The organism is Amphritea sp. HPY (genome assembly GCF_050870985.1).
In the GTDB taxonomy this organism is placed as follows: Bacteria; Pseudomonadota; Gammaproteobacteria; order Pseudomonadales; family Balneatricaceae; genus Amphritea.
Genome location: NZ_CP194015.1, coordinates 123698 through 148972, shown reverse-complemented (window position 1 = coordinate 148972; position 25275 = coordinate 123698). Strand labels below are relative to the sequence as shown.

Below are 25275 nucleotides of genomic sequence, written 5' to 3'. Positions count from 1 at the left end.
AGACTTATTCCTTATTTGCTGCCGCTATACAGGTCTTCTCCAAAGTGACCGCGTGGTATATTTGCGCCATCGGTCATAACCAGTTCTTTACCGCTGAAATGCGAGTGGCTATCTATAGCGGTACCGCCACCGAGTTGTTCCAGCTGGACTGAACCTGCGGCTACTGCGGAACCGGCAACCAGTGCGGATGTTAAAGCGATTGTGGAGATCAGAGTTTTCATGATGTATTTCCTTAAAGTTGGGTGATAGAGCTCGCTTTAGATGTTGCGAACGACAATCAGGTAATCAGCGTTATTGCTTATTTGCTGCCGCTATACAGCTCTTCTCCAAAGTGGCCGCGTGATACATTTGCGCCATCGATCGTAACCAGTTCTTTACTGCTGTAGTGCGAGCGACTATCGAAAGCGATACCGCCACCGAGTTGTTCCAGTTGGACTGAACCTGCGGCTACTGCAGAACCGGCAACCAGCGCGGATGTTAAAGCGATTGTAGTGATCAGAGTTTTCATAATGTGTTCCTTAAACTGTTTTATAAAAAAAGGGGTGTGACTCGATTTATTCATGCTAAGATTCGGGTGTTGATTGAACACAAGTAACTTGTGCGCTAGCAACTTGCGAACAATACTATTCTCAATTAAACTTGCGTGCAAGTTAATTGTGAGCAATTAATAAATAATAATTAGGAATAAACTTATGACTATTGAATTTGACGAGTCTTCATTGCAGCTGGAAAACCTCTCCTGCTTCTCTCTTTATAGTGCTGCAAACGCAATGGTTCGGGCTTATCGCCCAATACTGGATAGTCTTGATCTCACCTACCCACAGTATCTGGCCATGCTGGTGCTCTGGAGTGGCGATGCGCTTAATGTCAAAACATTAGGTAAAAAGCTGCACATGGACTCTGGTACGACAACGCCCCTGCTCAAACGAATGGAGGCAAAAGGCCTGGTTTTACGAGAGCGCTGTAAACAGGATGAGCGATCATGCATTGTCAGCCTGACTGATGAAGGCATCGCTTTAAAACAGCAAGCACTCAAAATGTCTGCGACGATGGCCTGTAAAAGTTGCTTGTCAGAAGAAGATAAGATGACGCTGAAGCGTTTATGCGATGAGCTGCACACGGGGCTGTGCAGCAAATCATAACAATAACGACAAGGTATAGTATTTGAGGGTTATCATCAGCTTATCTGAGATAACCTATGCACCGACTATCGGCCATAGCCAATTACTCACTTCCAGATTCATAGTTGGCAGGGTTCTGTTCTTTAACCCGCTAGCAGTGCAAGCAAAAGCTCCACGCTTTCGATTCGAAAGCAAACAGGCAACTAAACCATATTAATTATGGCTACATACTATTTAATCATTAGTCTTTAACTGTTCCTTTTCGCGGTGCCTCATTAAAATAGCTCTCCTTTATTTATTCTTGCGCCGGAGTATAGCGAATGCCTTTTGTTAGCCCCTCTCACCTGCTGTTGATCTGTGTTGCCGCTATCTGGGGTTTTGCCTTCGTCGCGCAGAGTGCGGGTATGGAGTATCTGGGTCCTCACAGCTTTAACGCAGCAAGGTTTATGCTTGGTGCTCTGTCACTTTTGCCACTCTGGTTTTTAATGACCAAAAAGCGCCTGCCTCAGGGAAAGACCTTGCTGTTTGGCGGACTTGCTGCCGGAACAGTGATGTTCGGGGGATTCAGTTTTCAGCAGATCGGTCTGCAGTACACGACCGCAGGCAACGCCGGATTTATTACCAGCATGTATATCGTGATGGTGCCTGTGGCCGGTATTCTGCTCGGGCAAAGTACTAACATCCAGACCTGGAGCGGTGTGATTCTGGCTGTTCTGGGACTGTACAGCCTTTCGATTGGTCCTGACCTTACTATCGGTTATGGCGACCTGCTGGAGCTTATCGGTGCGCTGTTCTGGACTGCTCACGTAATAATAATTGGCTGGCTGTCCCGTAAGGTGGATGCCATTGGCCTGTCTATCAGTCAGTTCCTGGTCGCTGCACTCTGGGCAACCATCGCAGCCATACTTTATGAGACCCCGGTACTGGTGGATTTTCAGGCCGCCTGGCTACCGCTGCTATATGCCGGGGTCGCTTCCAGCGGCATCGCCTGCACCCTGCAAATTATTGGCCAGCGTAAAATACAACCGAGTATTACCGCACTGATCCTATCGACAGAGGCGATATTCGCGGTGCTCGGCGGCTGGTTATTATTGGACGAAACTTTCGGCAGCAAGGAACTTCTGGGTTGCAGCCTGATGCTGGCGGGGATGCTGGTCAGCCAATGGCCGAGCCGTAAAAGCAGAGCTGCGATGGTGCAGAGCTAAGATGAACCTGAGCGCCCTGCTCTGCTGTTAATACAACAATTAGTTGAAGTAGGTTTCAGGCAGGGCCCGCTCTACCGGGGTGGACAGGATCATCATCGTGTTAGTATCACTGAGGTCACAGAAAGCTTCCAGAATCAGATCCAGCTGAGACATTGATTGTACCGCCAGCTTTATCAGGAAAGCCTGTTCACCGGTCACGTTATGACATTCAATCACCTCGTCATAACTCAGCACCAGCGCTTTAAACTGCCGCTCTTTAGTACGAAACACCTTGCACTGCACCAACGCAACGATCGGATAACCCAGCTTATCCAGATCAACCTTCAGGGTATAACCGCTGATAACACCGGCACTTTCCAGTTTACGAATACGTTCAGCCACCGCCGGGGCAGACAGGTGCACCTGTTTACCCAATTCTGCGTAAGAGATACGGGAATTCTGTTGCAAGGCAGCGAGTATTTTACGGTTAATCGTATCGTTCATAGTCACAAAAAGGAGGCGGCAAAAGGAGCATCTACTATCGTCACTTCTGCCCTTCCTTTCAAGGTCTAAACAATTAAACGGTTATATAACCTTCCAGATACTGTACCGCCTGACCTGAAACGTAGACCCGATCTTCTGCTACACGGCATAACAGGACACCACCACGGGCAGAGGCCTGGTAAGCGGTCAGTTCCGGTTTATCCAATTGTTCAGCCCAGTACGGCGCTAACCCTGCATGGATCGAACCGGTCACAGGGTCTTCATCGCCACCACTTGCGGGCCAGAAATAGCGGGAGATGAAATCGACTTTTTCTGACTGTGCGGTAGCCGATTTTGCAGTAACTGACTGTGCAGTAACGACCACATCATAAGGTGCCAGTTTTTTAATCAGTTCTTTATTTTGCGCCACTTCGAGCACATCAGCTTCATTCGCGTAGACAGCAAAATAAGCCTGCTCACTCTGCAGCACTTCAACCGGCTCAATCGACAGGCCCTGTAACAGATCGGCAGGGATATCGCTGACCAGTTCAGGCTTCCGGTTCGGGAAGCTCATCTCGATATAACCGTTCGCAGCACGACTAACGGTGAGCTCCCCCACCGCCTCAGCATAAAAGGTGATCGTTTTAAGCTCCGCGTTATCGGCAAAAATAACAAACGCAGATGCCAGGGTCGCATGACCGCAGAAATCGATTTCGGTCATAGGCGAGAACCAACGTATCTCAAAATATTGCGGGTTAATTTGCTTAACGAACGCTGTCTCAGAGAGATTGTTTTCGATCGCAATTGATTGCATCAGCTCATCCGCAAGCCACTCTTCGGTAATAATAACGGCGGCTGAGTTGCCTTTAAAATTGCTGTCGGTAAATGCATCGATAACATTCATTCTTAACTTCATATCAGACCTCTCTTTATCTGTTATTTTTGTAGCGCAAAAGTGACTGCCGCAGCAGCATGAATCTCTGTCGTGTCATAGAGCGGTACAGCGGTGTGCTCTTGCTGCACTAACAGGGCTATTTCGGTGCAACCGAGAATTATCGCTTCGGCACCCTGTTGCTGTAACTGAGCAATAATATCCAGATACTGTTTGCGTGAGCGGTGATTGATCCTGCCCTGACATAGCTCGGAATAGATAACCTTATGCACCACCGCCCGTTGCTCTGAATCAGGCACTATCATCTCAATACCAAACTTGTCGCTTAGCCGACCTTTATAAAAATCCTGTTCCATGGTGAATGCTGTACCCAGCAGTCCTACAGTCTTAACACCATCAGCCAGTAACTGCTCTGCAGTTGCATCGGCAATATGCAGCAACGGAATTGATATACCGGCTTCGATCTGCGGTGCCACTTTATGCATAGTGTTAGTACAGATCAGCAGGAAATCGGCACCTGCGGCTTCAACTGAGCGGGCCGCTGCGCTTAAGATATCGGCGGTTTGTTGCCAGTCCCCCTGGTGCTGCAGGGTTTCAATTTCGGAAAAATCGACACTGTAGAGTGCGATTTTAGCGGAATGAAAACCGCCCAGTTTAGCTTTAACGCCTTCGTTAATCGCTTTGTAATAACTGGTGGTAGATTCCCAGCTCATACCACCCAGCATGCCGATAGTTTTCATAACTTCCTCTTTTCTCCCCTGACCAGCTTTCCCCTTTACTGTCTTCAATTATCAACAGCTAAAGCTGAGAATACAGAGTCAGTTTCAATCGGATTAAGCAGTACAGATCTGATGATCAGCGCTTTTCCATCGCTGATACAGGGTCTTTTTTTAGTTTTGCCTTTTTGTTGTTTTGCCACTTTTGCCGTTTTTAAAAGGGTGAAAAAGGACTAAGCTGGCATATCTTTAGCGTAAACTTTCATCAACAAAACAGGACCGGGCAATGAACCAAAGCAGCTATATGGATGTTTTACAGTTCTGGTTTGAAGAGATTGAACCCGCACAATGGTGGCAGGTCGATGAACAATTTGATCAGCTGATCCGTGACAGGTTTTCAGATATTCATGAGCAGGCGGCCCGCTGTGAACTTTATCGCTGGCGGCAACAACATCAGGGCCGGCTCGCCGAGATCATTGTGCTCGATCAGTTTTCCCGCAACATCTATCGTAATACTCCCCTAGCTTTTGCTGCCGATCCACTGGCGCTGGCGTTAGCACAGGAAGCGATCATGCTGGGCAGCGATGCCGAGGTCGATGAACAGCAAAGAAGTTTCCTCTTCCTGCCCTTCATGCACAGTGAGTCGTTAACAATTCATGAGGTGGCGGAGCAACTCTACCGCGCCAGTGGCAACCCGGATAATCTGGACTTCGAGCTGCGACACAAACAGATCATCGAACAGTTTGGCCGCTATCCGCACCGTAATACGATACTGGGACGGACCTCAACCCCGCAAGAGATCGAGTTTCTGAATCAACCCGGTTCAAGTTTTTAGCGGCGGGGGTGATTAAGCGAAAATGAGGGAAAGGGAAAGAATCTAAATTAATCGATCAGCTTATGCTCGATCGCATACCGGACCAGACCCGCCGCGGTCTGGATATCCAGCTTGTTCTTAATATTCTGACGGTGACTTTCCGCAGTTCTTACTGAGATATCAAGCTTACGTGCTACCTCTTTGTTACTGGCACCTTCGGCCAACAGCCGCAGCACTTCGGTCTCTCTTCCAGTCAGCGCCTCTTCCTGATTATCGGCATCCGCCTGCGGCTGTAAATCAGGTTGGCTGAACAGTGACTGCGACGCGCCAGCACTGAAGTAAGTCGCGCCACTGTGTACGGTTTTAATCGCGGTGATCAACTCAACGGACGAAACATCTTTCAGCACGTAGCCGGCGGCGCCGCACTGAATCAGCTTTAAAATATACTCACGGCTTTCGTGCATACTCAGGATCAGCACCCGCACATCCGGCTGTTCAGCCCGCAGCCGTTCGGTTGCCTCAAAGCCGTTCATCACCGGCATCGAAATATCCATCAATACCACATCAGGCTTCACCTCGGCGATCAGCTGTAGCGCCTGTGCGCCATCATTGGCGGCTCCGACAACTTCCAGCGAGGCTTCAGTCTCCAGCCGGGCAATAATCCCCTCCTGCACCAGAGGATGATCATCAACCAGAACGACCCGTATTTTGTCAGCTATCATCGCGTTACTTCTGTCACCAATTATAAAAGGGAAAAACCAGCTCGTATCAGGGTACCGGCACCGGGCTTACTACGGATACTGAAGTGGCCGCTGAGCAACTCGGTACGCTCACGCATATTCAACAACCCGATACCATCACCCTGTTTATCATGGGTGATAAAACCCTGGCCGTCATCCCTGATTTCAACCCAGATCAGGTTCTCATCCTGCCATATATGCAGGTCTACTGCATCAGCCTCAGCATGTCGCTCAATATTGGTCAGCGCTTCCTGGGTAAGGCGGTAAAGGGTAATCTCAATATCATCCGGCAGCCGTTGTTCCGGTAGCTCCAATCGAACCTTGGTATCGGTTCCGGTACGCTCCGCAAACTCATCAGCCATACTGTGCAGCGCAGATTCCAGCCCCAGGTCATCAAGCTGAATCGGACGAAGATCGTGAGAGATTCGCCGCACTTCCTGGATCGCCTGATTAAGCGCTTCGCTGCCTTTATCCAGTTCAGCTATGGCTTTTGCTTCCTGAGGCTGCAGCTTGTCGCGGGCCAGCTCAATCCGGAACTTTACCGACACCATCAGCTGGTTGATACCATCGTGCAGTTCGCGGGCAAAATTACGCCGCTGGTTAACCTGAAACTGAACATAACGGTGGGCAACCTGCCGCAACCGGGCATCCGCCAGTTGTGACGCATGGACATTGATACCCAGCCCCACAAGGGCAATCACGATCACCGTCCCGGCCAGAATGGCCACTACGGTAAAAAAGGTATTACGGATATTGAGGGTCACCTTCTCCCGGGTAGCCGCCACCTCATTAGCTATATCATCGATATACAGCCCGGTGCCCATCATCCAGTTCAGTTTCGGAATCTGAACCACGTAGCTGAGCTTATCTTCCAGATCGCCTTTTGAAGGCTTACGCCAGATATAGCGGTAAAAGCCACCGCCCTCTTGCGCCAGCTGCAGCAGATCACGAATCACATACTTACCATTGCGATCCTGCAGGCCCGACAGGTTTTGCCCCACCAACTCCGGCTGAATCGGATGCACCAGGTTGACCCCTTGCTTATCATAAACAAAGAAATAGCCATCATCACCGAAAGTCAGGCTATGTAATATCCGTCTCACCTCCGCCTCGGCGACCTTATCTCCCGGCTCTGCCTCCGCTACAACATGAGCGATTGAAGTCATCGCCAAACCCACATAGTGCTGCAGTTCCTGCCGCTTTGAGCGCAGCAGGTTTTCCTCGAAGGTCTGTATCTCCTGCTCAGACAACTGCCGCGCCTGATTCAGGCTGATCAGGGTGATCGCCACCGTCACAATGATCAGCGGAATGATCGACAGCAGCAGCATTTTTGTCTTGAGTGAGGTTACAACACGTTTCATAAAATCGGTTACAGCATGACTTATTGAGTTTCAGTATATCGTTGCCTGAACTTTGTTGCTCTTTGAGAGTTAATCAGCAAGTGCAGCTATATCTTAGCCTTCCATGTAGCGAGGCACGCCCCCGTCTTGATAATCTGAACCTGGCAATAAACCAAACTATCGGCACGGGGGCGTACCTCCCACAGTTCATAATTAAAATCTAACTATGTGGGAGCGACGCCCCGTCGCGATAATCTGAACCTGGCAATAAACCAAACTATCGGCACGGGGGCGTACCTCCCACAGTTCATAATTAAAATCTAACTATGTGGGAGCGACGCCCCGTCGCGATAATCTGAACCTGGCAATAAACCAAACTATCGACACTGAGGCGTCCCTCCCACAAAAACTCAACAGTATCGGTATTGTATTAATTCAACCCATAAAACCCTGGGAACAACAGTATCGAGATAACCACCGCGACCTGCATCAGGATAAACGGCATCACTCCACGGTAGATATCCACCGTGCGCACATCCGGTGGTGACACCCCTTTCAGATAGAACAGACTGAAACCAAACGGTGGTGTCAGAAAGCTGGTTTGCAGGTTCATCGCAATCAGGATAGCAAACCATACCGGGGCAATACCCAATGCATCGGCCACCGGTGCCAGAATCGGCACGATGATAAAGCTGATCTCAACAAAGTCGATAAAGAAGCCCAGCACCAGAATCGCCAGCATCGACAAGATCAGGAAGCCGGTTGCACCGCCAGGCAGGTCAGACAACAGCTCTTCTACGATGTAGTCACCGCCGGTATAGGTAAAGGCCATCGAGAACGCAGTCGCGCCCAGCAGGATAGCAAATACCATCGCCGTTACTTTTACGGTTTCAGATGCAGAATCAAGTACCATCTTCCAACTGAACTGGCCATACATCGCCGCCAGTGCAATAGCGCCCACACCACCCAAAGCAGACGATTCAGTCGGTGTCGCGATACCCGCAAAGATAGAACCCAGTACGATAAGAATCAGCGCCAACGGCGGCACAATCGCTTTCAGGGCCTTAACATACTGCTCCCGCTTACTGTTTACATCTTCATCCATCGGCATCGCCGGGGCGGCCTCTGGTTTCATCCAGGCGTAAACCAGAATGTAAATAACATACACGCCGATCAGGATAAAGCCTGGGCCTACCGCAGCCTTAAACAGGTCACCGACCGGGATACCCAGCACATCACCGAGAATAATCAGGATAATAGACGGCGGGATAATCTGCCCTAATGTGCCGGACGCACAGATAGTGCCGCAGGCCAGGGATTTATCGTATTTATACTTCAGCATCACTGGCAGCGAGATCAGACCCATCGCGACGACCGAGGCACCCACAACACCGGTAGAAGCCGCCAGCAAGGCGCCAACTAATACGGTAGAGATAGCCAGACCGCCGCGCACGCCACCAAACAGTTTACCCATCGACTCCAGCAACTGTTCCGCCAGCTGGGTCTTTTGCAGCACGATGCCCATAAAGATAAACAGCGGCACTGCCATCAGTACCGTATTTTCCATAATGCTCTGGATGCGGAACGGCATAAACGCAAACAGCTCAGGACCTTCGGCAAAAACACCGAAAGCCAGCGCTACACCACCAAAAGTAAAGGCAACCGGGAAGCCTACTAACAGCATCAACAGCGCCACAACAAACATGACAATACCAATCATCGTAAACGCCTCTTAATGCTGTGGGGGTTGGTAGTTATCCGCCTGACGCTGGCCAAGCAGGATATTCAATGACTTGAGAAACAGTCCCAGGCCACTGATAAAAATAGAGAAGAAAGCAAACGGGATAACCGCTTTAATAAGCCAGCGGTAAGGCAAACCACCGGGGTCGCCGGAGGTCTCCCCCAGCTCAAATGATTCCCAGGCGAAGCCGATACCGTACCAACCGACCAATGCGCAGAACGGCATCAACAGCAGCACAGTGCCAAACATATCGATCAACGCCTTCGTATTGCCGGTGAGACGTTCATAGATAAGATCGACCCGTACATGGCCGCCGGTTTTCAGGGTATAAGGTACGCCAAGCAGGAACACCGCCGCGTAAAGATGCCATTCAAGCTCCTGCATACCGATCGATACATCGTTCAACAGATAACGCATGATCACGTCGATAAAGACGTTAAACAGCATGACTATAAAAAGCACCGCAGAGATCTTACCCAACAGCTCAGAAAAGCCGTTGATTATCTGCTCGAGTCTGACTAACAACATGGCCGCTCCCGCAATTAAAACTGCAGCGACCTGCTCTGAAGATCAGAGACAGGCCGCAGTGTGACATTCAGATCAGGCGCTTACTTTGAAAGGGGCAAGTTAGCAGCGCTGTCCAGGTAAGCCTTGTCCGAGATTTCGGTCCAGGCGCGGGACTTCCTCATATACTCAGCCTGAGAATCGAGGATCTTCTTAGCCAGTGGATCAGCCGCCGCTTTCTCAGCCAGCAGCTCAGCATTAGCTGTACGCATCGCCGCGACAACATCTGCCGGGAATGACTTGACCTGAATATTCGGGAACTCTTTCTTCATGCTGTCCCAGTTCTCGCCAGAATCATTGTAAGACTGGATATACATGTCATACGCCGCAGTACGCATTGCAGTCTTCAGGATCTGCTGCAGATCTGCAGGCAGGCTTTCGAACTTCTTCTTATTGATCATGAACTGAAGTTCGGTCGCAGGCTCATGCCAGCCGGTGTAGTAGAACGGTGCGATCTTGTGGAAACCCATCCGCAGATCCAGTGACGGACCGACCCACTCCAACGCATCGATAGTACGACGCTCCAATGCGGTGTATAGCTCACCCGGCGGAATGTTCGTCGGCTTAGCGCCCAGCTTAGCCATCACTTCACCGGCAAAACCAGGGATTCGCATCTTCAGACCCTGCAGGTCTTCCAGCGAGTTGATCTCTTTCTGGAACCAACCGCCCATCTGGTTACCGGTGTTACCACCCGGGAATGACATGAGGTTGAACTTACCGTACACCTCATCCATCAACTCCTGGCCGCCACCGTAGTAGAACCAGCCATACTGTTCCGGCGCGGTCATACCGAACGGCATCGTGGTGAAATACAGGGTGTTAGGTACCTTACCCTTCCAGTAGTAAGACGCCGAGTGGCCCATATCATACTGACCGGAGCGGACCATATCGAAAACACCGAACGGGGCTTTATGCTTGTTCTTAGAATCGATAGTAATCTTCAGGCGACCGTCAGACATCTCTTCAGCCAGTGCCGCCATATTCTTGGTCGCATCGCCAAATACCGGGAAGTTGGTCGGCCAGGTTTCAGCCAGTTTCAGGCGATAAACCTTTTCCGCCGCCATCAGTGGGCTCGCCAGCAACGCGGTACAAGCCGCGACAGCTGCAAGCTTCTTTGCAAAGTTCAGTTTTAGCATTGTTATTGTCATCCTCTGTTTGCAACTTCCCACTCGGGAAGATCATCAGTGAGGGCAGCCGACCGGAACTAATCGCCCGGGTAACTACCAAAGGGTGCCAATTGAGACGGCACCAGCATGACAAACAGTGTGACGAAAGCCTGCTATCGATCCCATTCGGGTTACTGCGCAAACAACCGACAAAGACTACGTAGAGGAAGATCAGTAGTTTTACCGAGATACTCAGTAGAACTACTGAGGTGCATTAGGAGGGTAAGGTATTTCTTTTTTTTATTGGGGAGGGAGAGGAGATTAGCGTACTCAGAAAAGTAAAACCTCATGCTTAAAACACTGGTACAGTTTGCTGCGTCCAACTTGTTAGCTGTACCCCCGTTTTTTATATGATAATAATAAAAAATACAGCCCAACTGCAGACATAATATGTTTAAGAGAGTGCCCGCTTATGAACGATAATGATGCATACACCTGACTATCAAAATGCTCGAACAGTTTTGCTGATACGAACGCAAACAGGAGCAGCCAATAGTAACCTGTCAAATTATATCCAGACTTAAAAAAAACCAGAAAAATTGGCGCTGTAATTATTGGAAAAAATTGAACTACCGCATAAAAACGAAGATCTCCTGAGCCCATTTCCTCAGAAAGCCACCAATACAGAACTGACAGAATGCCTGCAAATAGCAAAGGTATCAGAAGCTTGCTACCTAGTTTTTCAGACGCAAACTCACTAATGACAATCGAATAAAAAGCCATGAATGTGATCGTCATTGGCAGTCTATCCCAAACCAGGGTTTGATTGTCTGGCCACAAATGATAATAGCCTGAACCGATACTAACGAGAACCGCACCACCAAAAAGGGCGTAGTATGCAGCTCTGTTATTATGAATTTTAAGTTTGTCTTTTGTTAAACCAACTAAGCTATAAACCCCTGCCAGGCCAACAAATAACAATGGCAAGTTGGACAAGACATTAAGCGTGTTAGGGATAGATAGAAAAGTTCTCGTATCGGAGAAATTATGGTACTCAATAGCTTGAGGTATTGGCCCCTTCATAAGGAGTAAGGCAGATACAGCAATGGCAGATAACGCTATCAAAATTATGCCGTTTTTTTCTTCTAATATCCGCATACAACACTCGATGAATGTCTGTTACTGCACATAACGCTTTTATAACGGGCCGCGTTGTGAGGAAGCCACGCTTTTCGCGTTCCTGCCCGAAGGCCGATCGTTGATAAACCTGTTATATTTTTGCCTGGACCCTCTACTACCGGCTACTCAAAAGTATCCTTTATGTCCTGGAATTTTGCCGTGATAGCGTGGACATTGGTGTACCCCATGTCCTGTAGCGTTAAAGCGGCCAGTGATGCCCGACCACCACCGCCACAGTGCGTCAAAATTAATGCATCTGGATCAGAACAGAGTTTCGGCACTTTCATTTCGACTAAACCGCGAGAGATATGTGTGGACTCTGCAAGTTTGTCAGATGCCACACTATCAGCCTCCCGCACATCGATAATAAAGGCATTCTCTGAACGCTCATATAATGCTTTGGCGGATTGCACATCAAGACAATCAACCTTTGCCTGAGCTTCAGCGATCAATTCGCCGGCGGTTTTTATCATAATAATTACTCGTATAGGTGACGGAAGAAATGCCCTTAAAGATCAGCTGTTTTTAATATTAGTATAACGCTAAGTTCACCGGCCGGTGACGAGCGCAGCACGTGGAGGTCAGAGCCAATTCATTGGCCGATAGTGCAGCGTTTAGACAGATATCCTAACACTAAGAACCCGATATTTTTTTCGGCGGAAAGCGCAACCATGTAAGGATAACAAGCAGGCCGAAAACCGTGTAGGCCACCACAAAAACCCATCCAGGCGCCTCATAGTAAAGAACACGTTCCAGCCAGTATTGAATAAAGCTCCCTTCATACTGCACGCCACCGGCCTGACCCCGAAGCCACATTTCAAGGGTGGTGAGCGGACATAATAACCCCGCCCAGGATTGAGCAACGACAATCGCGATGCCGCCAAGGTGAACAATCCTGAACCACCCGTTACGAACCCACCGCCACTGCCGATACCCGCCCACTATAATCAAGGCTAATGCAGCAACCACAAAGACAACAAATGACGTGTGCAGAAGCAAAACTGCATCGGCCAGGGTTTGATATAAGAGGTTCATATTCTAAACCGATATCTAACGCCTCAAGAACCGGCGCAGCTTTGCTGCGTCAGGCCCGCAGGCGCGCGGTTGACTGACTTGTGAAAAGGCTTGCTACCAAAGCTTCCACCACTTTTTATGACCGGACTTGTTCATGCTTTTTGCCCGGTCGTAACACACACCACATAACAATTTTACACCCGCAAATGCCTCTGATTCATCGTTCCATTCACCAGCACGGTTCACGACGTCTTCACATGCAGAACACCATGAATCGGGTCTTGGATTATCCGGGCTTTCTTCAGATGACCAGAAACCTCTCGGCTTACCGTCCCGAAGGCTCTCTACGATGTGCTGGCAAACATAGGTTGCTTGCTGCTTGCCATGCTCACAACACTCAACGTATTGTTCTGCTTTGCTCATTTGTATTGCCTGTTAATGCCCGTATCAGCGGCTGGCTTGGAGCGCTGCTGAAAATTTGTCCGACAGCAGCGGCTTGCTAGGCCGCTCACTTTGAATACTGCCTTTACCTTAGTGTCACCCTGGAGGTTTTAGCGCACTGCGCAAAGGTTGGGTTAAATGTTTTGGGTTGGCTTTAGTCAAAGAGACTGAGTCACATTGCTGAAAATGACAGAACTGTATGATGGCCTCTACAAATGCAGTAATGACTAAACATTCATCAAAATTGTGTTGTTCAAAGTGTAGCGATTTAATCTCTAAATGGCTGGTTTTTCGATGGGCTTTACAATCCATCCGCCCAATAAATTCACCGCGGTAAAGTAGCGGTAAGCAAAAGTAGCCATACTGACGTTTGGCTGCGGGTACATAACATTCTAACTGATAGTCATACTGAAACAGTGCTTTGAGCCGTTCGCGCTGAATGACACTGTTATCGAATGGCGAAAGAATCAACATGCGGCTGCTCAACCGGGGTTGGGTGCGCTCGAGCGCACTCGTTTCCATTATAAATATTTCGCCACTGCTCACTTTTACCTGTTCTAAAACGCGCTGCGCCAACCTTTCGTTTACCAGGGTTTTTACAGCTTTGCGTAGTTCAGTATTTCGGCGCTGGTAGGTCAGCCCTTTAAGTGAAACAACCCCATGGCAGCGCAACTGTTGGTCTACAATGTGCGCCGCAAATTCTTCAATGCTGGGCATTTGTAAATTTACGTGAGATGGCAGTACCCGCTCGGTCAGATCATATGTTTTTTGGAAACCTTCGCGGTTGCTGACCATCAGGTCGCCTTCCATATACATCTGTTCGAGTGCCTTTTTGGCTGGTTTCCAGTCCCACCAGCCTGCACGTTTTGTGGTGTTAGTTTCAATATCCCGGGATCGTATCGGGCCATCGATACGTATGCGGGCCAACAGTTCACCCATGAGCTTCTTATCACGGTTTTTATACCAATGGGTCTGGCCGCTTTTAATGGCGAGTTTGTAGGGTAAGGAAAATCGAAAATCAGCGATGGGCAGAAAAGCTGCCGCGTGTGCCCAATACTCAAAAACGTCGCCATCGAGTAACATTTGATTTGTCATGGCAGGCTTGAACTTAGGCACTCTGGAGTGAAAAACATGATGGTGTGCTCGTTCCACCACCAATATGGTGTCGATCTGTACGTAACCTATGTGGTTAATCGCTTTACGTGCCCCCGCCAAACCACACCCATAGGGCTGAGCCTGCAGCAAACCTTGTGCAGCCAGAGCAAGGCGGCGTAGACGCGCCAGCTCTTGTGGACGTTTAATTTCAATCATGGTCATACTTGCCTAACGCTGTCAAAATTTGCCAACTGAAGCGCAGCGTAAAGCGGTCAAATTGATGGCTTTGTTAGCTGTAATTTCCTGATTAATCACTAACCTAATCTCTAAGCTTTATTTAGGGTGCCTCGTATTGTGGCATTAAAACCGCAAAACCTTCAGTAATTTCATTTCTTAGTTTAGATAACTCTCGACTTTCTTCTGATTCATAAAAGCTTTTTGCTACCTCTTTGCTTTTAAATTTGTAAACAACCATATGAAGATACGGAGAGGCCCCCTCTAAACATGTTGCAGAGCTGGCAATGACTAATTCGCCACCAAACTTTTCAACTATTGGCAGTGATAGTGGCCCTAACAGTTCGATTCTTTCTTTATCAAGAATGTTGTAGTGATAAATAATATAACAACTCATTTCATACCTCTTTTACAGCTAACGCCCGCATATGCGGCTGGTTTGGAGCGCATGAATGGGCATGAATGGGGGTCAGAGTTAATTTTTTAATCTACTCTGCCCCCCATTTAGACCAAAACTACTTAGGTGATTGAGGAGAGAAGGCTTTTTCAAATTTATCGCCTCCAGCACCCGCCGGTAAACGCAATGCGACGACTTTGTCCCGCAGGCTTGCCTTATTAAGGGCTAAGGAGCTAAGGGGGTCAACCCTAAATGCCGCACCTTCAGTTGTTTGCTACTTTTGCGCCATTCTTAAATCAGTAACAACGTCGTATCCAATTCCCCAGTTATCTGTGCTCACCTCATCGATAACAACAAATGTAGCCGCGGGATCTTTATTCAGCACATCCACCATCAATTGAGTCGCACCTTGAATAAGTTGCTTCTTCTGATTCGCAGTAACACCTTCATCGGTAACCTGAATATTAATGTATGGCATTATTCTTCTCCTGAGTTATTACACTTTAAATAGTTGAAATGGTTGGAATAGAGAATTCACGCTGTGGCCCGGGCAACAAGTTCAAAATTGTGCGGCGGCTTCGCCAGCAGCAATAATTGCTGTTGAAAAAACTCAACTGAATTCGAACCTGTAATCAAATGATCGTCGTTGAAAATAAACGCCGGCACACTGCCCAGGGCAAGGTTTTTTACACGGTCATACTTACGCTGCAGTTGCTGAGTAAAAAGCATCGATGACATCTCTTTTTTGGCCTTTTCTGCATCGAGCCCCAGGCTATCCAGCAACGCAATCAGCTGCACCTGACTGCCAACATCCATACCGCCTGCAAAGTAATGCGCTATTAATGCCTCATGGACCACTACTTGCCTATCGAGACTCTCAGCCCAGTGCAATAAGCGGTGTGCCGCTGCAGTATTGTAATAATGGGTACGCTTACTGAAGTCATAGATGAGTCCCGCGTCCTCTGCCGTTTTAACCAGATTGGCACGGTACAGCTTCTGTTTCTCAGCAGACCAGCCATACCTTTCCATAAGGTGCTGCTCAATTTCCTGCCCCTCTGCCGGCATATCAGGGTTAAGCTCGAATGGCAGGAAATACCACTGAGCCTCAATCTCACCGCGCATATTTGTCAGTGCCTGCCGCAGGTTTTGGTAACCGACAGGACACCACGAACACACTACGTCATGTATCATTTCGATCTTTAGTCTTTTCATTTTAAAAGCCTCTTTATGTGCTTTTTAAAGCCCCCAGTTTTTTACTGAGAGTTTTTTACTGAGCAATATCACAGTACATTTTGTTGACTATCTTCCACTGCCCGTTTTCTTTTAGCAGGCCGATAAAGTCGATATAGAATTTTTCGAACAAGGGACACTCCAGCTTTACCATCGCCTGCTCGCCGATAACATCCATTGAAAGAATGTTGAATCGGTAGCTCTCGCCCTCGTGTTTCGGTACTGGGCGATTCGCAACCGCCTGTAGCCACTCATCCCGGCTACGGCGCAGACCCGGTGCCTTTAAGAACGCATCAGCATGAAAAGCATTGCGTAGCTTTGCGACGTCCGCTGCATAGAGCCCATCAAAATAATCGGTGATAATCTGCTCTACCAATTGCGCTTCAGTTTTAGCCATTTGCGTAACCCCCTCTTTAATCGACAAGCAGATCATGCCGCCGCCGAGCCTGCTTTTTCTGCTTCAAGCGACAGCCGGAAACTTTCCAACTGCATAACCGAATTCAGCATGCGAGTGGTTTTTTCCCCAATGCGGATATCAACGGGAAAAAATTCACCCCAGCGGGCATACACGGCCAACAAAATATCAGCGGCAGAAACCTTGTCACCGCCAAGAAAATCCTGCTGCTCCAGCTTCTGCTCTACAACATCCCAAAGGTGGTTAATTGCATTTGCCGCAGCCGCAAATGCCTTAGTCTTTTCAGGACCATCGGCAAGGTGATCGGCATTAAAAAACAAGCGGCCGTATGCCGGATGCATCGTTGCATTGGCGAATAATAGATTTTCGATCGCCCGGGATTTTGCTTCAGGCTCAGTAGGCATTAACGCGTTATCATGCTTATCTAACAGATAAAGAATAATGGCAGCGCCCTCCCGCAATACCCGCTCGCCATCAATTAGTACAGGTACTGCCCCGACAGGATTGAGGACAGAAAAGTCTGCCATATCTTGTCTTTCTACCAGTCTCACCGGCTGATTTAACTCGCGTAAAATAACCTGCGTCGCTAACGAGCAGGCATCGGGCAGGTAATGCAGCGTATACATAATCTTTTCCTTTTCTTTTTCTTTTTCGTTGTTTCAGGTTTTCAATACTCCGGCAGCGACGACAACTACATTGCCGTCTGAGCCTGAGATACTGAGATACAACCGACATTAGCGATATTAGCGATACCAACTAATTCCATATATACATATAATGCGAACGCATTGTTCTCACCATGGAAACAAAATGAATAAACTGAGAGCCATCGAGTTATTCGTCCGGCTGGCGGACTTAGGCAGTTTCACCAGGGTTGCCGAGCAGAACAACACGTCTAAATCGATGATAAGTAAAGAGATAACCCGACTTGAAGAGGATATCGGGGCGCGCCTGTTTCACCGCTCTACGCGGAAACTGCAGCTCACGCATGTTGGCGAAGGCTACCTGCAGCGTTGCCGGGAAATCCTGCTGAAGATGGATGATGCCGAATCCTATGTTCAGGATTTACAAGAGAGCCCAAAGGGCAAGCTGAAAATCAATGCCCCGATGGCCCTTGGCATAACCGACCTCTCCCGCTTATTTGCGGATTTCATGCGGGCTTATCCTGAAATCGAACTGGATATTCATCTCGGCGACGAACCCGTTGACCTGATTGAACAAGGATTTGACGTAGGCTTTCGCGCCGCCAGCACATCCTTTGACTCCAACTATATCGGCCGTCCACTGACTGAGTTCTGCTACCATATCTGCGCGTCGCGCGAATACCTGGAATCTCACCCGGCTATTCACAGTCCCGACGACCTTAAAGAGCACAACTGCTTTACATACAGTTATTTTCGGGGCAAAAACGTCTGGCCCCTGGGTGAAGGTGTCGCCATTAATGGCGCACTGACCGTCAATAGCACGATCTTCATGATGGACGTTATAAAAAGCGGTCTGGGGATTGGTTTTTTACCCGATTTCGTATGCCGTGAAGCACTTGCCAGCGGAGAGGTTGTAGAAGTGCTGGCCGAGATTAAAAAGCCCAGTCTGACCTTATATGCACTTTACCCGGAACGCCAGTTTGCGCCACCGAAGCTGGTTCATTGCATCGCCTTTCTCGAGAAGTGGTTTAAGGAAAATGTGAATAACCAGGATGGCTCAGTCTGACGCTTTTATAGCAGGCCGTGTTGTGACGAATGCACGCTTTTAGCGTGCCTGTCTGAAGGGCGATCGCTTTCACAGCAGCCCAATCATGAAAGGATTCAGGATATGCCGCACTGCCAGCAAATCGATTCAGATAGTCCTCAGGGCAAGCGCACCATTAAAAACCTGATCGCCTTAAAGGCGCAACTTCAGATGGCAGGTGTGTCCGCCGCCCTCCCCCAAAAAAATATCGATGAACCCCTTCTGCTTGCCACCTGGAATATCCGGGGTTTTGACCGGCCCGCCTATAGCTACGGCGTTCAAACGATTTTTCTAGCAAATCGCGAAGCGACGTCTAACCACTAGCAGGCGCGAAGCGCCGTTCTAGCGAGGTGAGCTTGCTCACCGGTCTGCCCTTTTATTCCTCTTCATAGGGCTCGATCTGAAAAGCCTCCAGCTTATAGCCGGAGGTGCCCAGTTCATGGGCGACGGTTGCCACTTTCAGCTCGCCGCTGATCCAGATCGCATCGTAGAGGTTTTCCACATTGGTACCCGGTTCGTAAGTTACGTGGATCATCTGGTTAGAGGGTGGTGGCGGCACATGGATGCAGGCACCGAAATACGGCACCAGGAAGAATTCTGTGACTTTCATCCCCTCTTCCACCAGCGGCACCACAAAGCCGGGGATGCGGACCATCTTGCCATCCATAGCCTCAACCACCGGCGCTGAACTCAGGGCAGCCATCATCGCCTGGAGTCTGGCTTCCGCCATCGGATCATAGTCGTCCAGGTTACCAAACTCGCTGCTATCAAACAGGCTGTCCGGGGTGAAGTCGGCCGGCATCAGGCTGTCCCAGTCGGTATCCTGAACTTCCTGGCCATTGATGGTCGCGGCTTGCACCGGTAATAGCATCATCGAGACGCTCAGAATTAAGCTGGTCATTAAATGGGGCAACAGCTGTCGCATAAATTTCATAACATCAGATCCGTACAGTCATACCATCAGCAAGGGAGTAGCGATACGCCCGGTAACCGGGAATCAGCCCGGCAAGGGTACCTGCAATAAAGACTATGCCCAACAGTTTTAGTTCAGCGATTGCCGGAAAAGAGAGCGTCAGTTGCAGGCCATATTCCTGTTCCAGCAGCGGCAGGGTAGCACCCAGTCCGGTATACAACAAAACCATTCCGAGCAAAATACCGCACAGGGTCAGCAGCGAGGTTTCCAGCACCAGCAGGGACAGTATCTGCACCGGACGCGCCCCCACCGACCGCAGGATAGCCAGCTCCCGGCGGCGTTCGTTTAAGCCGGTCAGCAATACCGTCAGCATGCCAAACAGACCGGATACGACGACAAAGCCGGAGATGATCAGCAGCGCTTTTTCGGCGATGCCCAACATCCCCCACAGTTCTTGTAAGGCTACGCCCGGCAGTACCGCCTGCAACGGTTCGGCCCTGTAGTTACTGATCGAGCGTTGCAGCTGGAATGTTGCCAGTTTGGATTTCAGGCCTAGCAGGAACGCGGTAATCTGGTGCGGTTGCAGGTCACGTTCGTCCAGCGGCGTTTTACCGCCAGAGCCGGGAATATAGGCACCGGCTTTCCAGTCAATATGGATCGCTTCGATCGCCTGCAGGCTGACGTGCAGGCTGCGGTCTACCGGGGTGCCGGTTGTCGCCAGAATCCCGGTCACGGTAAACGGCTGGTCTTCATGCTTGCTAAAGCTGGTACTGCCCATACCGTGGGCGATCACGATCTTGTCACCGGTTTTATAACCCAGGGTGCGGGCCACTTCCGCACCTAATACAACATCATGCAGCAGGTTAAACGGCGCCCCCTGCGCGAATGTCAGGGGGCGTTTGCGGCCATAGCGATAGTGCTTAAAGTAATCGGTGGTTGTGCCCAGCACCCGGTAACCCCGGTGCGAATCGCCCAGAGAGATCGGTATCGACCAGGCCACTTTAGGGTGTGCTGCGATCTCCTGATAACTCTGCCAGCTGATATTATTGGTGGCGTTGCCGATCCTGAACACTGAATAGAGCAACAGCTGCACCGAACCGGAGCGTGCCCCCACGATCAGGTCAGTACCGGCAATAGTACTGCTGAAGCTGTGCTTTGCACCGTTGCGTACTTTCTCAACGCCGAGCAGTAACGCCACACTGACCGCAATGGAGAATACGATCATCAGGGCTGTGACCCGACGGTTAAACAGGCTTTGCAGTGCCAGGGAGAAAATGAGTTTCATGCTTGCCTCTCTCCAACATTCTCCCCAGAACTTCCCCCAACCGACAACCCTGCTGTATTAATCTCAGCCAGGCCAACGATACGGCAGAAATGCGACGCCAGCTGATTATCATGGCTGACAAACAGCAGCGAGGTATTATTCTGGTCGCACTCGCTGATCAGCAGTTCGATAAAAGCGCTGCGGGTATCACTGTCCAGTGAGGAGGTGGGCTCATCGGCAATCAGGATCTCGGGGCTACCGATCAGAGCCCGGGCAGCAGCCACCCGCTGTTGCTGGCCGATACTCAGGTCCGTTACCGGTTGTTGCAGCAGGCCATCGATCCCCAGCTCAGACAGCAGGGCCAGCGCTGCGGCTTCAGGCGTGCCGTAACGTTCACCGGCCTTTTGCCGACGCAAGCGTGAAAAGCGACAAGGTAGCAACACGTTATCCAGCACTGAAAGATAAGGCAGCAGATTGAATTGCTGAAAAATCAGCCCGATATGATCGGCCCGGAAGCGGTCACGCCAGGCGCCGCTACGGCCGGTGATGTCGGTGCCGGTCAGCGTCACCTTGCCGGAAACGGGGGTATGGATACCGGTGATCAAGTTTAGCAGGGTGGTCTTACCGCTGCCGGAAGGGCCGCGCAGGAAGACCCGCTCGCCTGCTGCTACGGAGAATTCTTCAATATGTAGCAGGTTCTGATTTTGCTTCCAGCCAAAACACAGCTGCTGCAGTTCAATTACCGGCTTGGTCATAGCTTTCCTGTTTTCATATGTGCGCCCTGATGTCCATTTTGCTGAGCTGGATAAGTATTACCGCCATAAGCCACTTACCCCCAGCGATATATCTCAGCTGTTTTGCTCAGCTGTTTTGCTCAGCTGTTTTGCTCAGCTGTTTTGCTCAGCTTTTTTATCGGCCCTTTTACTTAAGGCCGTTACTCAAAAGCTTAGCTGAGCATTTTCAGGCGTCAGCTCCACTGCCCCCTGCCCCGTTGGCGTGATGTACTGCACATCAAGATCTTTCAGCAGTGGAAACTGGTGGAACAGTTCGACCCTGATACTGTTCAAAGATTCAATTCTGGCACACTCAAAATGGTATTCCATCGCGAAATCACTGTGGCTCCCCTTCTCGGCTTCGGCTGTGGCCTGATCTTCAGTATGAGCTTCGGCATGAGCCTCTTCATGTTCATCATCATGAGAATGAACATGACTCCCTTCATTCCCGGCATGCTCCTCATCCTCCAGCGAGTGACGCACCTCTGTCATCTCTGTACGACAATTAGCGGCCTCAGGTAAAGCGATCACCGACTCACTGTTGCGCAACAAGGCGACTGTTTGCGCCAGCTGCTGATGTTGCTCTGCAGTCTCAGGGGCATGCTCAAACCCCAGCAAGTTAGCGGCCGGGCTCTCAATTCGCAGCTGCATCTCATCGCCTTCAATGGCCAGCAGCATTGTCGCAGCACCATGTTCATGGCTGTCATGCTGGCGTTCAAATGCATGCACAGATGCAGACATCGCCCAGACAATAACGGTTACGGCCAGGGTTGCGGTACTGGCTGCGGTCACTTTCTGTTTCACTGTTAACTCCGATCAAAACCACAATTGTTATGTTATAACAAAAAGAGATTATCTTTACAGCCCTAAATAAAAAATGCCCCTACGTATTCAGATACATAGAGGCATTCTGTTTCTGTTCAGAGGTGATTACTCTGTCAGTTCACCGCACAGAGACTGTGACATCAGCCGGCTTAAGCTTTCCGGCTTCTGCGTGGCAATAAGGTAATGCAGCTTAGTAAAGGCTGCTTCCAGAGTAAGGTCGCTGCCCGGTACAACACCGATACGGTTCAGGGCCGCGCCGGTCGCGTATGCGCCCTGGCTGACCTTGCCCTGCAGGCACTGGGTGATATTAACCACTGTGACGTTGTTCTGCACCGCTTGCTCCAGCGTCTGCATCAACTCGGCATTGGCATCCGGTGGATTACCCACGCCGTAGCTGAGCAGGATCAGCCCGCTCACATCATCGTGGCTGAGCATGTCTTGCGCGATCCGGGCCGACAGCCCCGGATAGACCGGCAGAATAACGACGGCATTGGGATTAAATTGCGGCACTTTATAACCGGCAGCCAGAAAGCCTGGTTGCGGATGCGATTCGAGCAGCAGATGGCTGTGCAGGTCGATATGGATGCCGACCTGAGCCAGCCAGGTGAAATTCGGGGAATCGAAGGCGTCGAAGCCGGCGCTTTTCAGTTTACTGCTGCGGTTACCGCGTAACAGGCGGCCGTTGAAGTAGATACAGACTTCGGGAATATCATAGTTACCGGCCAGAATCAGTGCGGTAATCAGGTTATCCAGGGCATCGTTGCGCAGTTCTGACAGCGGGATCTGCGAGCCGGTGATGATTACCGGCTTATCGGTACCACGCAGCATGAATGACAGCGCCGAAGCGGTATAGGCCATGGTATCGGTGCCGTGTAGCAGGATAAAACCATCGTACTGTTGCCATTGACTGGTCAGACGTTCAGCCAGTTCGGTCCAGTGCGCCGGTTGCAGGTTAGAACTGTCGATCAGTTGATCCAGCTCCTGCACTTCAAAGTCCGGCAGCTGCTGGGTAGCGCCGGTTCGTAGCTGTTGACGCAGCAACGCCTCAAAACCGGGAACTGGAATATAACCGTTATCAGACGCTTGCATACCGATGGTGCCACCGGTGTAGAGAATAAGTATTTTTCGTTTCATCGGTCTGTTTTGCCCCGGTTATCGTTCACTGCACTGATTCGCTTAACCGCTTTACGTTAGCCGCTCTTCCCTGCCAGCACAACCAAAAAGGCCCGGAAAAACCGGGCCTCTTGCTGGCATTATCAGATAAGCGTTACCGGATTATGGAAACGCTTATATCTTCGACTTATGCCTGTAATTTCCAGCTAACCTTATGGCCGGCAAAGAACGGTACAATCGGACGACCATCCGGCAGGGTAATTTCTTCCGGCAGGGTCCATTCTTCACGTACCAGGGTGATAGTGCCTTCGTTACGCGGCAGGCCGTAGAAATCAGCACCATAATGGCTGGCAAAACCTTCCAGCTTATCCAGTACACCCAGCTCTTCAAAGACATGGGCGTAAAGCTCGATAGCACTCCAGGCGCTGTAGCAACCAGCACAACCACAGGCGTTCTCTTTCGCTTCTTTAGCGTGGGGGGCGGAGTCGGTGCCAAGGAAGAACTTAGGCGAACCGGTTTGCACCATCTTACGCAGCGCTTCCTGATGGGTATTACGCTTCAGTACCGGCAGGCAGAAGTTATGCGGACGGATACCGCCAACCAACAGATCATTACGGTTCAGCAGCAGGTGCTGGGGAGTAATGGTCGCTGCAACATTATCAGAGGCTTCTTCTACGAAGTGCGCGGCATCGCCGGTAGTAATATGTTCGAAGACAATCTTCAGCTGCGGAAAACTGTTAACGATCCGGGTCATCTTCTGATCGATGAACTCTTTTTCACGATCAAAGATATCGATATGGTTATCGGTTACTTCACCGTGTACCAGCAGCAACATACCCTGCTCGGCCATCACCTCAAAGATCGGATACATCGCTTCCAGATCGGTCACTGCCGCAGCGGAGTTCGTGGTCGCACCGGCTGGGTACAGTTTAGCCGCAACCACACCCGCCGCCTTCGCCGTAACAATATCCTCTGCTGAGGTATCGTTAGTCAGGTAGATGGTCATCAGAGGTTCGAAGTTGTTCCCCGCCAGACGGGCAGCCAGGATTCGCTCTTTATAAGCCATTGCCATCTCAGCGTTAACCACCGGCGGTGCCAGGTTCGGCATCGCGATAGCACGCTGGAAACAGCGAGCAGTCGCAGGCACTGTTTCCGACAGCATATCGCCATCGCGAAAGTGCAGGTGCCAGTCATCGGGGGTCTGGATAGTCAAAGTGGTCATAGAGAGGAGGTCCTTACGGGTATAAATGCATATTACGGCCATTATACCCTCGCAGAACCAGACCGGGAAGCAGAGCGACTACCACTTAATGAAACGAATAGCCTTCTTCATCTACTACTGAGGCTAATAAGTGAATTAAAGAAACAGATGATCTCTGTAAACGGTTAACAGAAGGCACAAAAAAGCGTACCCGGAATCACTTCCTGAGTACGCTTTTTCCAGCTATCAGCGGGCTGCTAAACGACTGTTTTATTGTGCAGCGACAACCGTCAATTCAACCAGTACATTCGGGCGGGCCATGTGCGCTTCAACACAAGCACGGGCCGGTTTTGGCTTATCTGCAACCCAGGCATCCCACACTTCATTCATAGCAGCGAAGTCTTTCATATCCCGTACGTAAATAGTCACAGACAGGATTTTGTCGGCGGATGAACCGGCTTCAACCAACAGGTCTTCAACCTGCTGCAGGCAGCGGCGAGTCTGCTCTGCTGTGTCCCACTCATCGGCACTGGCGGTCTGGCCGCACAGGTAGATAGTGTTATTGTGCTTTACGATTTTGCTCATGCGGTCGTTAGAGCCGATACGTTCAATGGTCATTTAGTTTCCCTTTTTGAAAGAGCAGTGTCATAGCAGTCTTATCACCCCATGACGGCGTTAAAAAATAGCTCATAGTGCTCATTTACAGTTGTAGACTCCGCTTTTTCGCTATTTTTTGCCTTGTCCTGAGGCGC

The 25275-nt window shown here is 50.0% G+C and carries 32 protein-coding genes; 5 read left to right on the top strand and 27 right to left on the bottom strand.

Going from position 1 to position 25275, the window contains the following annotated elements; genetic code table 11:
• Positions 1-11: 11 nt before the first annotated feature.
• Positions 12-221 carry a hypothetical protein gene (locus ACQUQM_RS00685; RefSeq protein ID WP_432472553.1) on the bottom strand — a complete coding sequence of 70 codons (210 nt, stop codon included), beginning with the start codon at positions 219-221 and terminating at the stop codon, positions 12-14.
• Between the two features lie 77 nt (positions 222-298).
• Complete coding sequence (locus ACQUQM_RS00680) at positions 299-508, bottom strand: hypothetical protein (protein ID WP_432472552.1); 210 nt, start codon at positions 506-508, stop codon at positions 299-301.
• A gap of 184 nt (positions 509-692) precedes the next feature.
• On the opposite strand from ACQUQM_RS00680, the gene ACQUQM_RS00675 reads away from it, so the two are divergent.
• Together ACQUQM_RS00675 and ACQUQM_RS00670 are read left to right on the top strand one after the other, a co-directional pair.
• Positions 693-1142: a MarR family winged helix-turn-helix transcriptional regulator gene (locus tag ACQUQM_RS00675; RefSeq protein WP_432472551.1), complete on the top strand. Its 450-nt coding sequence runs from the start codon at positions 693-695 to the stop codon at positions 1140-1142.
• 299 nt (positions 1143-1441) lie between these two features.
• Positions 1442-2326: a DMT family transporter gene (locus ACQUQM_RS00670; protein ID WP_432472550.1), complete on the top strand. Its 885-nt coding sequence runs from the start codon at positions 1442-1444 to the stop codon at positions 2324-2326.
• A 39-nt stretch (positions 2327-2365) separates the two neighbouring features.
• Here the strand turns inward: ACQUQM_RS00670 and ACQUQM_RS00665 are convergent, their stop codons facing one another.
• The 3 genes from ACQUQM_RS00665 to ACQUQM_RS00655 all read right to left on the bottom strand — a co-directional run bounded on the left by ACQUQM_RS00665 (position 2366) and on the right by ACQUQM_RS00655 (position 4420).
• Entirely contained in the window at positions 2366-2809 is a 444-nt protein-coding gene (locus ACQUQM_RS00665) for an Lrp/AsnC family transcriptional regulator (RefSeq protein ID WP_432474880.1), read from the bottom strand.
• Positions 2810-2882: 73 nt separating this feature from the next.
• Positions 2883-3704, bottom strand: coding sequence for a PhzF family phenazine biosynthesis protein (locus ACQUQM_RS00660; protein ID WP_432472549.1), 822 nt, complete (start codon positions 3702-3704; stop codon positions 2883-2885).
• A 20-nt stretch (positions 3705-3724) separates the two neighbouring features.
• Complete coding sequence (locus tag ACQUQM_RS00655) at positions 3725-4420, bottom strand: aspartate/glutamate racemase family protein (RefSeq protein ID WP_432472548.1); 696 nt, start codon at positions 4418-4420, stop codon at positions 3725-3727.
• A gap of 262 nt (positions 4421-4682) precedes the next feature.
• Here ACQUQM_RS00655 and ACQUQM_RS00650 point away from each other — a divergent pair, with 262 nt between their 5' ends.
• The gene (locus ACQUQM_RS00650) at positions 4683-5231 is read left to right on the top strand and encodes a DUF924 family protein (protein WP_432472546.1); all 549 of its coding nucleotides are present in this window, start codon (positions 4683-4685) and stop codon (positions 5229-5231) included.
• A 47-nt stretch (positions 5232-5278) separates the two neighbouring features.
• Here the strand turns inward: ACQUQM_RS00650 and ACQUQM_RS00645 are convergent, their stop codons facing one another.
• From ACQUQM_RS00645 to ACQUQM_RS00575, 15 genes are all read right to left on the bottom strand, one after another.
• On the bottom strand, positions 5279-5932 hold the full coding sequence (locus ACQUQM_RS00645) for a response regulator transcription factor (protein ID WP_432472545.1): 654 nt from the start codon (positions 5930-5932) through the stop codon (positions 5279-5281).
• A gap of 20 nt (positions 5933-5952) precedes the next feature.
• Complete coding sequence (locus ACQUQM_RS00640) at positions 5953-7311, bottom strand: cache domain-containing protein (RefSeq protein WP_432472544.1); 1359 nt, start codon at positions 7309-7311, stop codon at positions 5953-5955.
• A 409-nt stretch (positions 7312-7720) separates the two neighbouring features.
• Entirely contained in the window at positions 7721-9010 is a 1290-nt protein-coding gene (locus ACQUQM_RS00635) for a TRAP transporter large permease (protein WP_432472543.1), read from the bottom strand.
• 12 nt (positions 9011-9022) lie between these two features.
• Complete coding sequence (locus ACQUQM_RS00630) at positions 9023-9559, bottom strand: TRAP transporter small permease subunit (RefSeq protein WP_432472542.1); 537 nt, start codon at positions 9557-9559, stop codon at positions 9023-9025.
• An 80-nt stretch (positions 9560-9639) separates the two neighbouring features.
• Entirely contained in the window at positions 9640-10731 is a 1092-nt protein-coding gene (locus tag ACQUQM_RS00625; RefSeq protein WP_432472541.1) for a TRAP transporter substrate-binding protein, read from the bottom strand.
• Between the two features lie 357 nt (positions 10732-11088).
• Positions 11089-11859 carry a ceramidase domain-containing protein gene (locus ACQUQM_RS00620; protein ID WP_432472540.1) on the bottom strand — a complete coding sequence of 257 codons (771 nt, stop codon included), beginning with the start codon at positions 11857-11859 and terminating at the stop codon, positions 11089-11091.
• Positions 11860-12002: 143 nt separating this feature from the next.
• On the bottom strand, positions 12003-12353 hold the full coding sequence (locus ACQUQM_RS00615) for a rhodanese-like domain-containing protein (protein ID WP_432472539.1): 351 nt from the start codon (positions 12351-12353) through the stop codon (positions 12003-12005).
• A gap of 160 nt (positions 12354-12513) precedes the next feature.
• Positions 12514-12915 (bottom strand): DUF2784 domain-containing protein, encoded by a 402-nt coding sequence (locus ACQUQM_RS00610; protein WP_432472538.1) that lies wholly within the window; start codon positions 12913-12915, stop codon positions 12514-12516.
• 93 nt (positions 12916-13008) lie between these two features.
• Entirely contained in the window at positions 13009-13317 is a 309-nt protein-coding gene (locus ACQUQM_RS00605; RefSeq protein ID WP_432472536.1) for a hypothetical protein, read from the bottom strand.
• Positions 13318-13431: 114 nt separating this feature from the next.
• The gene (locus tag ACQUQM_RS00600) at positions 13432-14646 is read right to left on the bottom strand and encodes a winged helix-turn-helix domain-containing protein (RefSeq protein WP_432472535.1); all 1215 of its coding nucleotides are present in this window, start codon (positions 14644-14646) and stop codon (positions 13432-13434) included.
• A gap of 121 nt (positions 14647-14767) precedes the next feature.
• Positions 14768-15061, bottom strand: a complete 294-nt coding sequence (locus ACQUQM_RS00595) for a DUF1330 domain-containing protein (RefSeq protein ID WP_432472534.1) — start codon at positions 15059-15061, stop codon at positions 14768-14770.
• A 274-nt stretch (positions 15062-15335) separates the two neighbouring features.
• On the bottom strand, positions 15336-15539 hold the full coding sequence (locus tag ACQUQM_RS00590) for a 2-hydroxymuconate tautomerase family protein (protein ID WP_432472533.1): 204 nt from the start codon (positions 15537-15539) through the stop codon (positions 15336-15338).
• A gap of 56 nt (positions 15540-15595) precedes the next feature.
• Positions 15596-16273, bottom strand: a complete 678-nt coding sequence (locus ACQUQM_RS00585) for a DsbA family oxidoreductase (RefSeq protein WP_432472532.1) — start codon at positions 16271-16273, stop codon at positions 15596-15598.
• A 55-nt stretch (positions 16274-16328) separates the two neighbouring features.
• Entirely contained in the window at positions 16329-16688 is a 360-nt protein-coding gene (locus ACQUQM_RS00580) for a nuclear transport factor 2 family protein (protein ID WP_432472531.1), read from the bottom strand.
• 32 nt (positions 16689-16720) lie between these two features.
• Positions 16721-17332: a glutathione S-transferase family protein gene (locus tag ACQUQM_RS00575; RefSeq protein WP_432472530.1), complete on the bottom strand. Its 612-nt coding sequence runs from the start codon at positions 17330-17332 to the stop codon at positions 16721-16723.
• A gap of 184 nt (positions 17333-17516) precedes the next feature.
• On the opposite strand from ACQUQM_RS00575, the gene ACQUQM_RS00570 reads away from it, so the two are divergent.
• Together ACQUQM_RS00570 and ACQUQM_RS00565 are read left to right on the top strand one after the other, a co-directional pair.
• Positions 17517-18416 (top strand): LysR family transcriptional regulator, encoded by a 900-nt coding sequence (locus ACQUQM_RS00570; RefSeq protein WP_432472529.1) that lies wholly within the window; start codon positions 17517-17519, stop codon positions 18414-18416.
• Positions 18417-18518: 102 nt separating this feature from the next.
• Positions 18519-18758: a hypothetical protein gene (locus tag ACQUQM_RS00565; RefSeq protein ID WP_432472528.1), complete on the top strand. Its 240-nt coding sequence runs from the start codon at positions 18519-18521 to the stop codon at positions 18756-18758.
• A gap of 52 nt (positions 18759-18810) precedes the next feature.
• Here the strand turns inward: ACQUQM_RS00565 and ACQUQM_RS00560 are convergent, their stop codons facing one another.
• From ACQUQM_RS00560 to ACQUQM_RS00530, 7 genes are all read right to left on the bottom strand, one after another.
• Complete coding sequence (locus ACQUQM_RS00560) at positions 18811-19368, bottom strand: DUF3299 domain-containing protein (protein WP_432472527.1); 558 nt, start codon at positions 19366-19368, stop codon at positions 18811-18813.
• A 4-nt stretch (positions 19369-19372) separates the two neighbouring features.
• Complete coding sequence (locus ACQUQM_RS00555; protein ID WP_432472526.1) at positions 19373-20632, bottom strand: ABC transporter permease; 1260 nt, start codon at positions 20630-20632, stop codon at positions 19373-19375.
• Positions 20629-21366, bottom strand: a complete 738-nt coding sequence (locus ACQUQM_RS00550) for an ABC transporter ATP-binding protein (RefSeq protein WP_432472525.1) — start codon at positions 21364-21366, stop codon at positions 20629-20631. The genes ACQUQM_RS00555 and ACQUQM_RS00550 overlap by 4 nt, the downstream gene beginning before the upstream one ends.
• Before the next feature lie 183 nt (positions 21367-21549).
• The gene (locus ACQUQM_RS00545; protein WP_432472524.1) at positions 21550-22188 is read right to left on the bottom strand and encodes a DUF2796 domain-containing protein; all 639 of its coding nucleotides are present in this window, start codon (positions 22186-22188) and stop codon (positions 21550-21552) included.
• Between the two features lie 126 nt (positions 22189-22314).
• Positions 22315-23343 (bottom strand): asparaginase, encoded by a 1029-nt coding sequence (gene ansA, locus ACQUQM_RS00540; protein WP_432472523.1) that lies wholly within the window; start codon positions 23341-23343, stop codon positions 22315-22317.
• 166 nt (positions 23344-23509) lie between these two features.
• Positions 23510-24544 carry a dihydroorotase gene (pyrC, locus tag ACQUQM_RS00535; protein WP_432472521.1) on the bottom strand — a complete coding sequence of 345 codons (1035 nt, stop codon included), beginning with the start codon at positions 24542-24544 and terminating at the stop codon, positions 23510-23512.
• A 249-nt stretch (positions 24545-24793) separates the two neighbouring features.
• Complete coding sequence (locus tag ACQUQM_RS00530) at positions 24794-25141, bottom strand: RidA family protein (RefSeq protein WP_432472520.1); 348 nt, start codon at positions 25139-25141, stop codon at positions 24794-24796.
• Positions 25142-25275 lie beyond the last annotated feature (134 nt).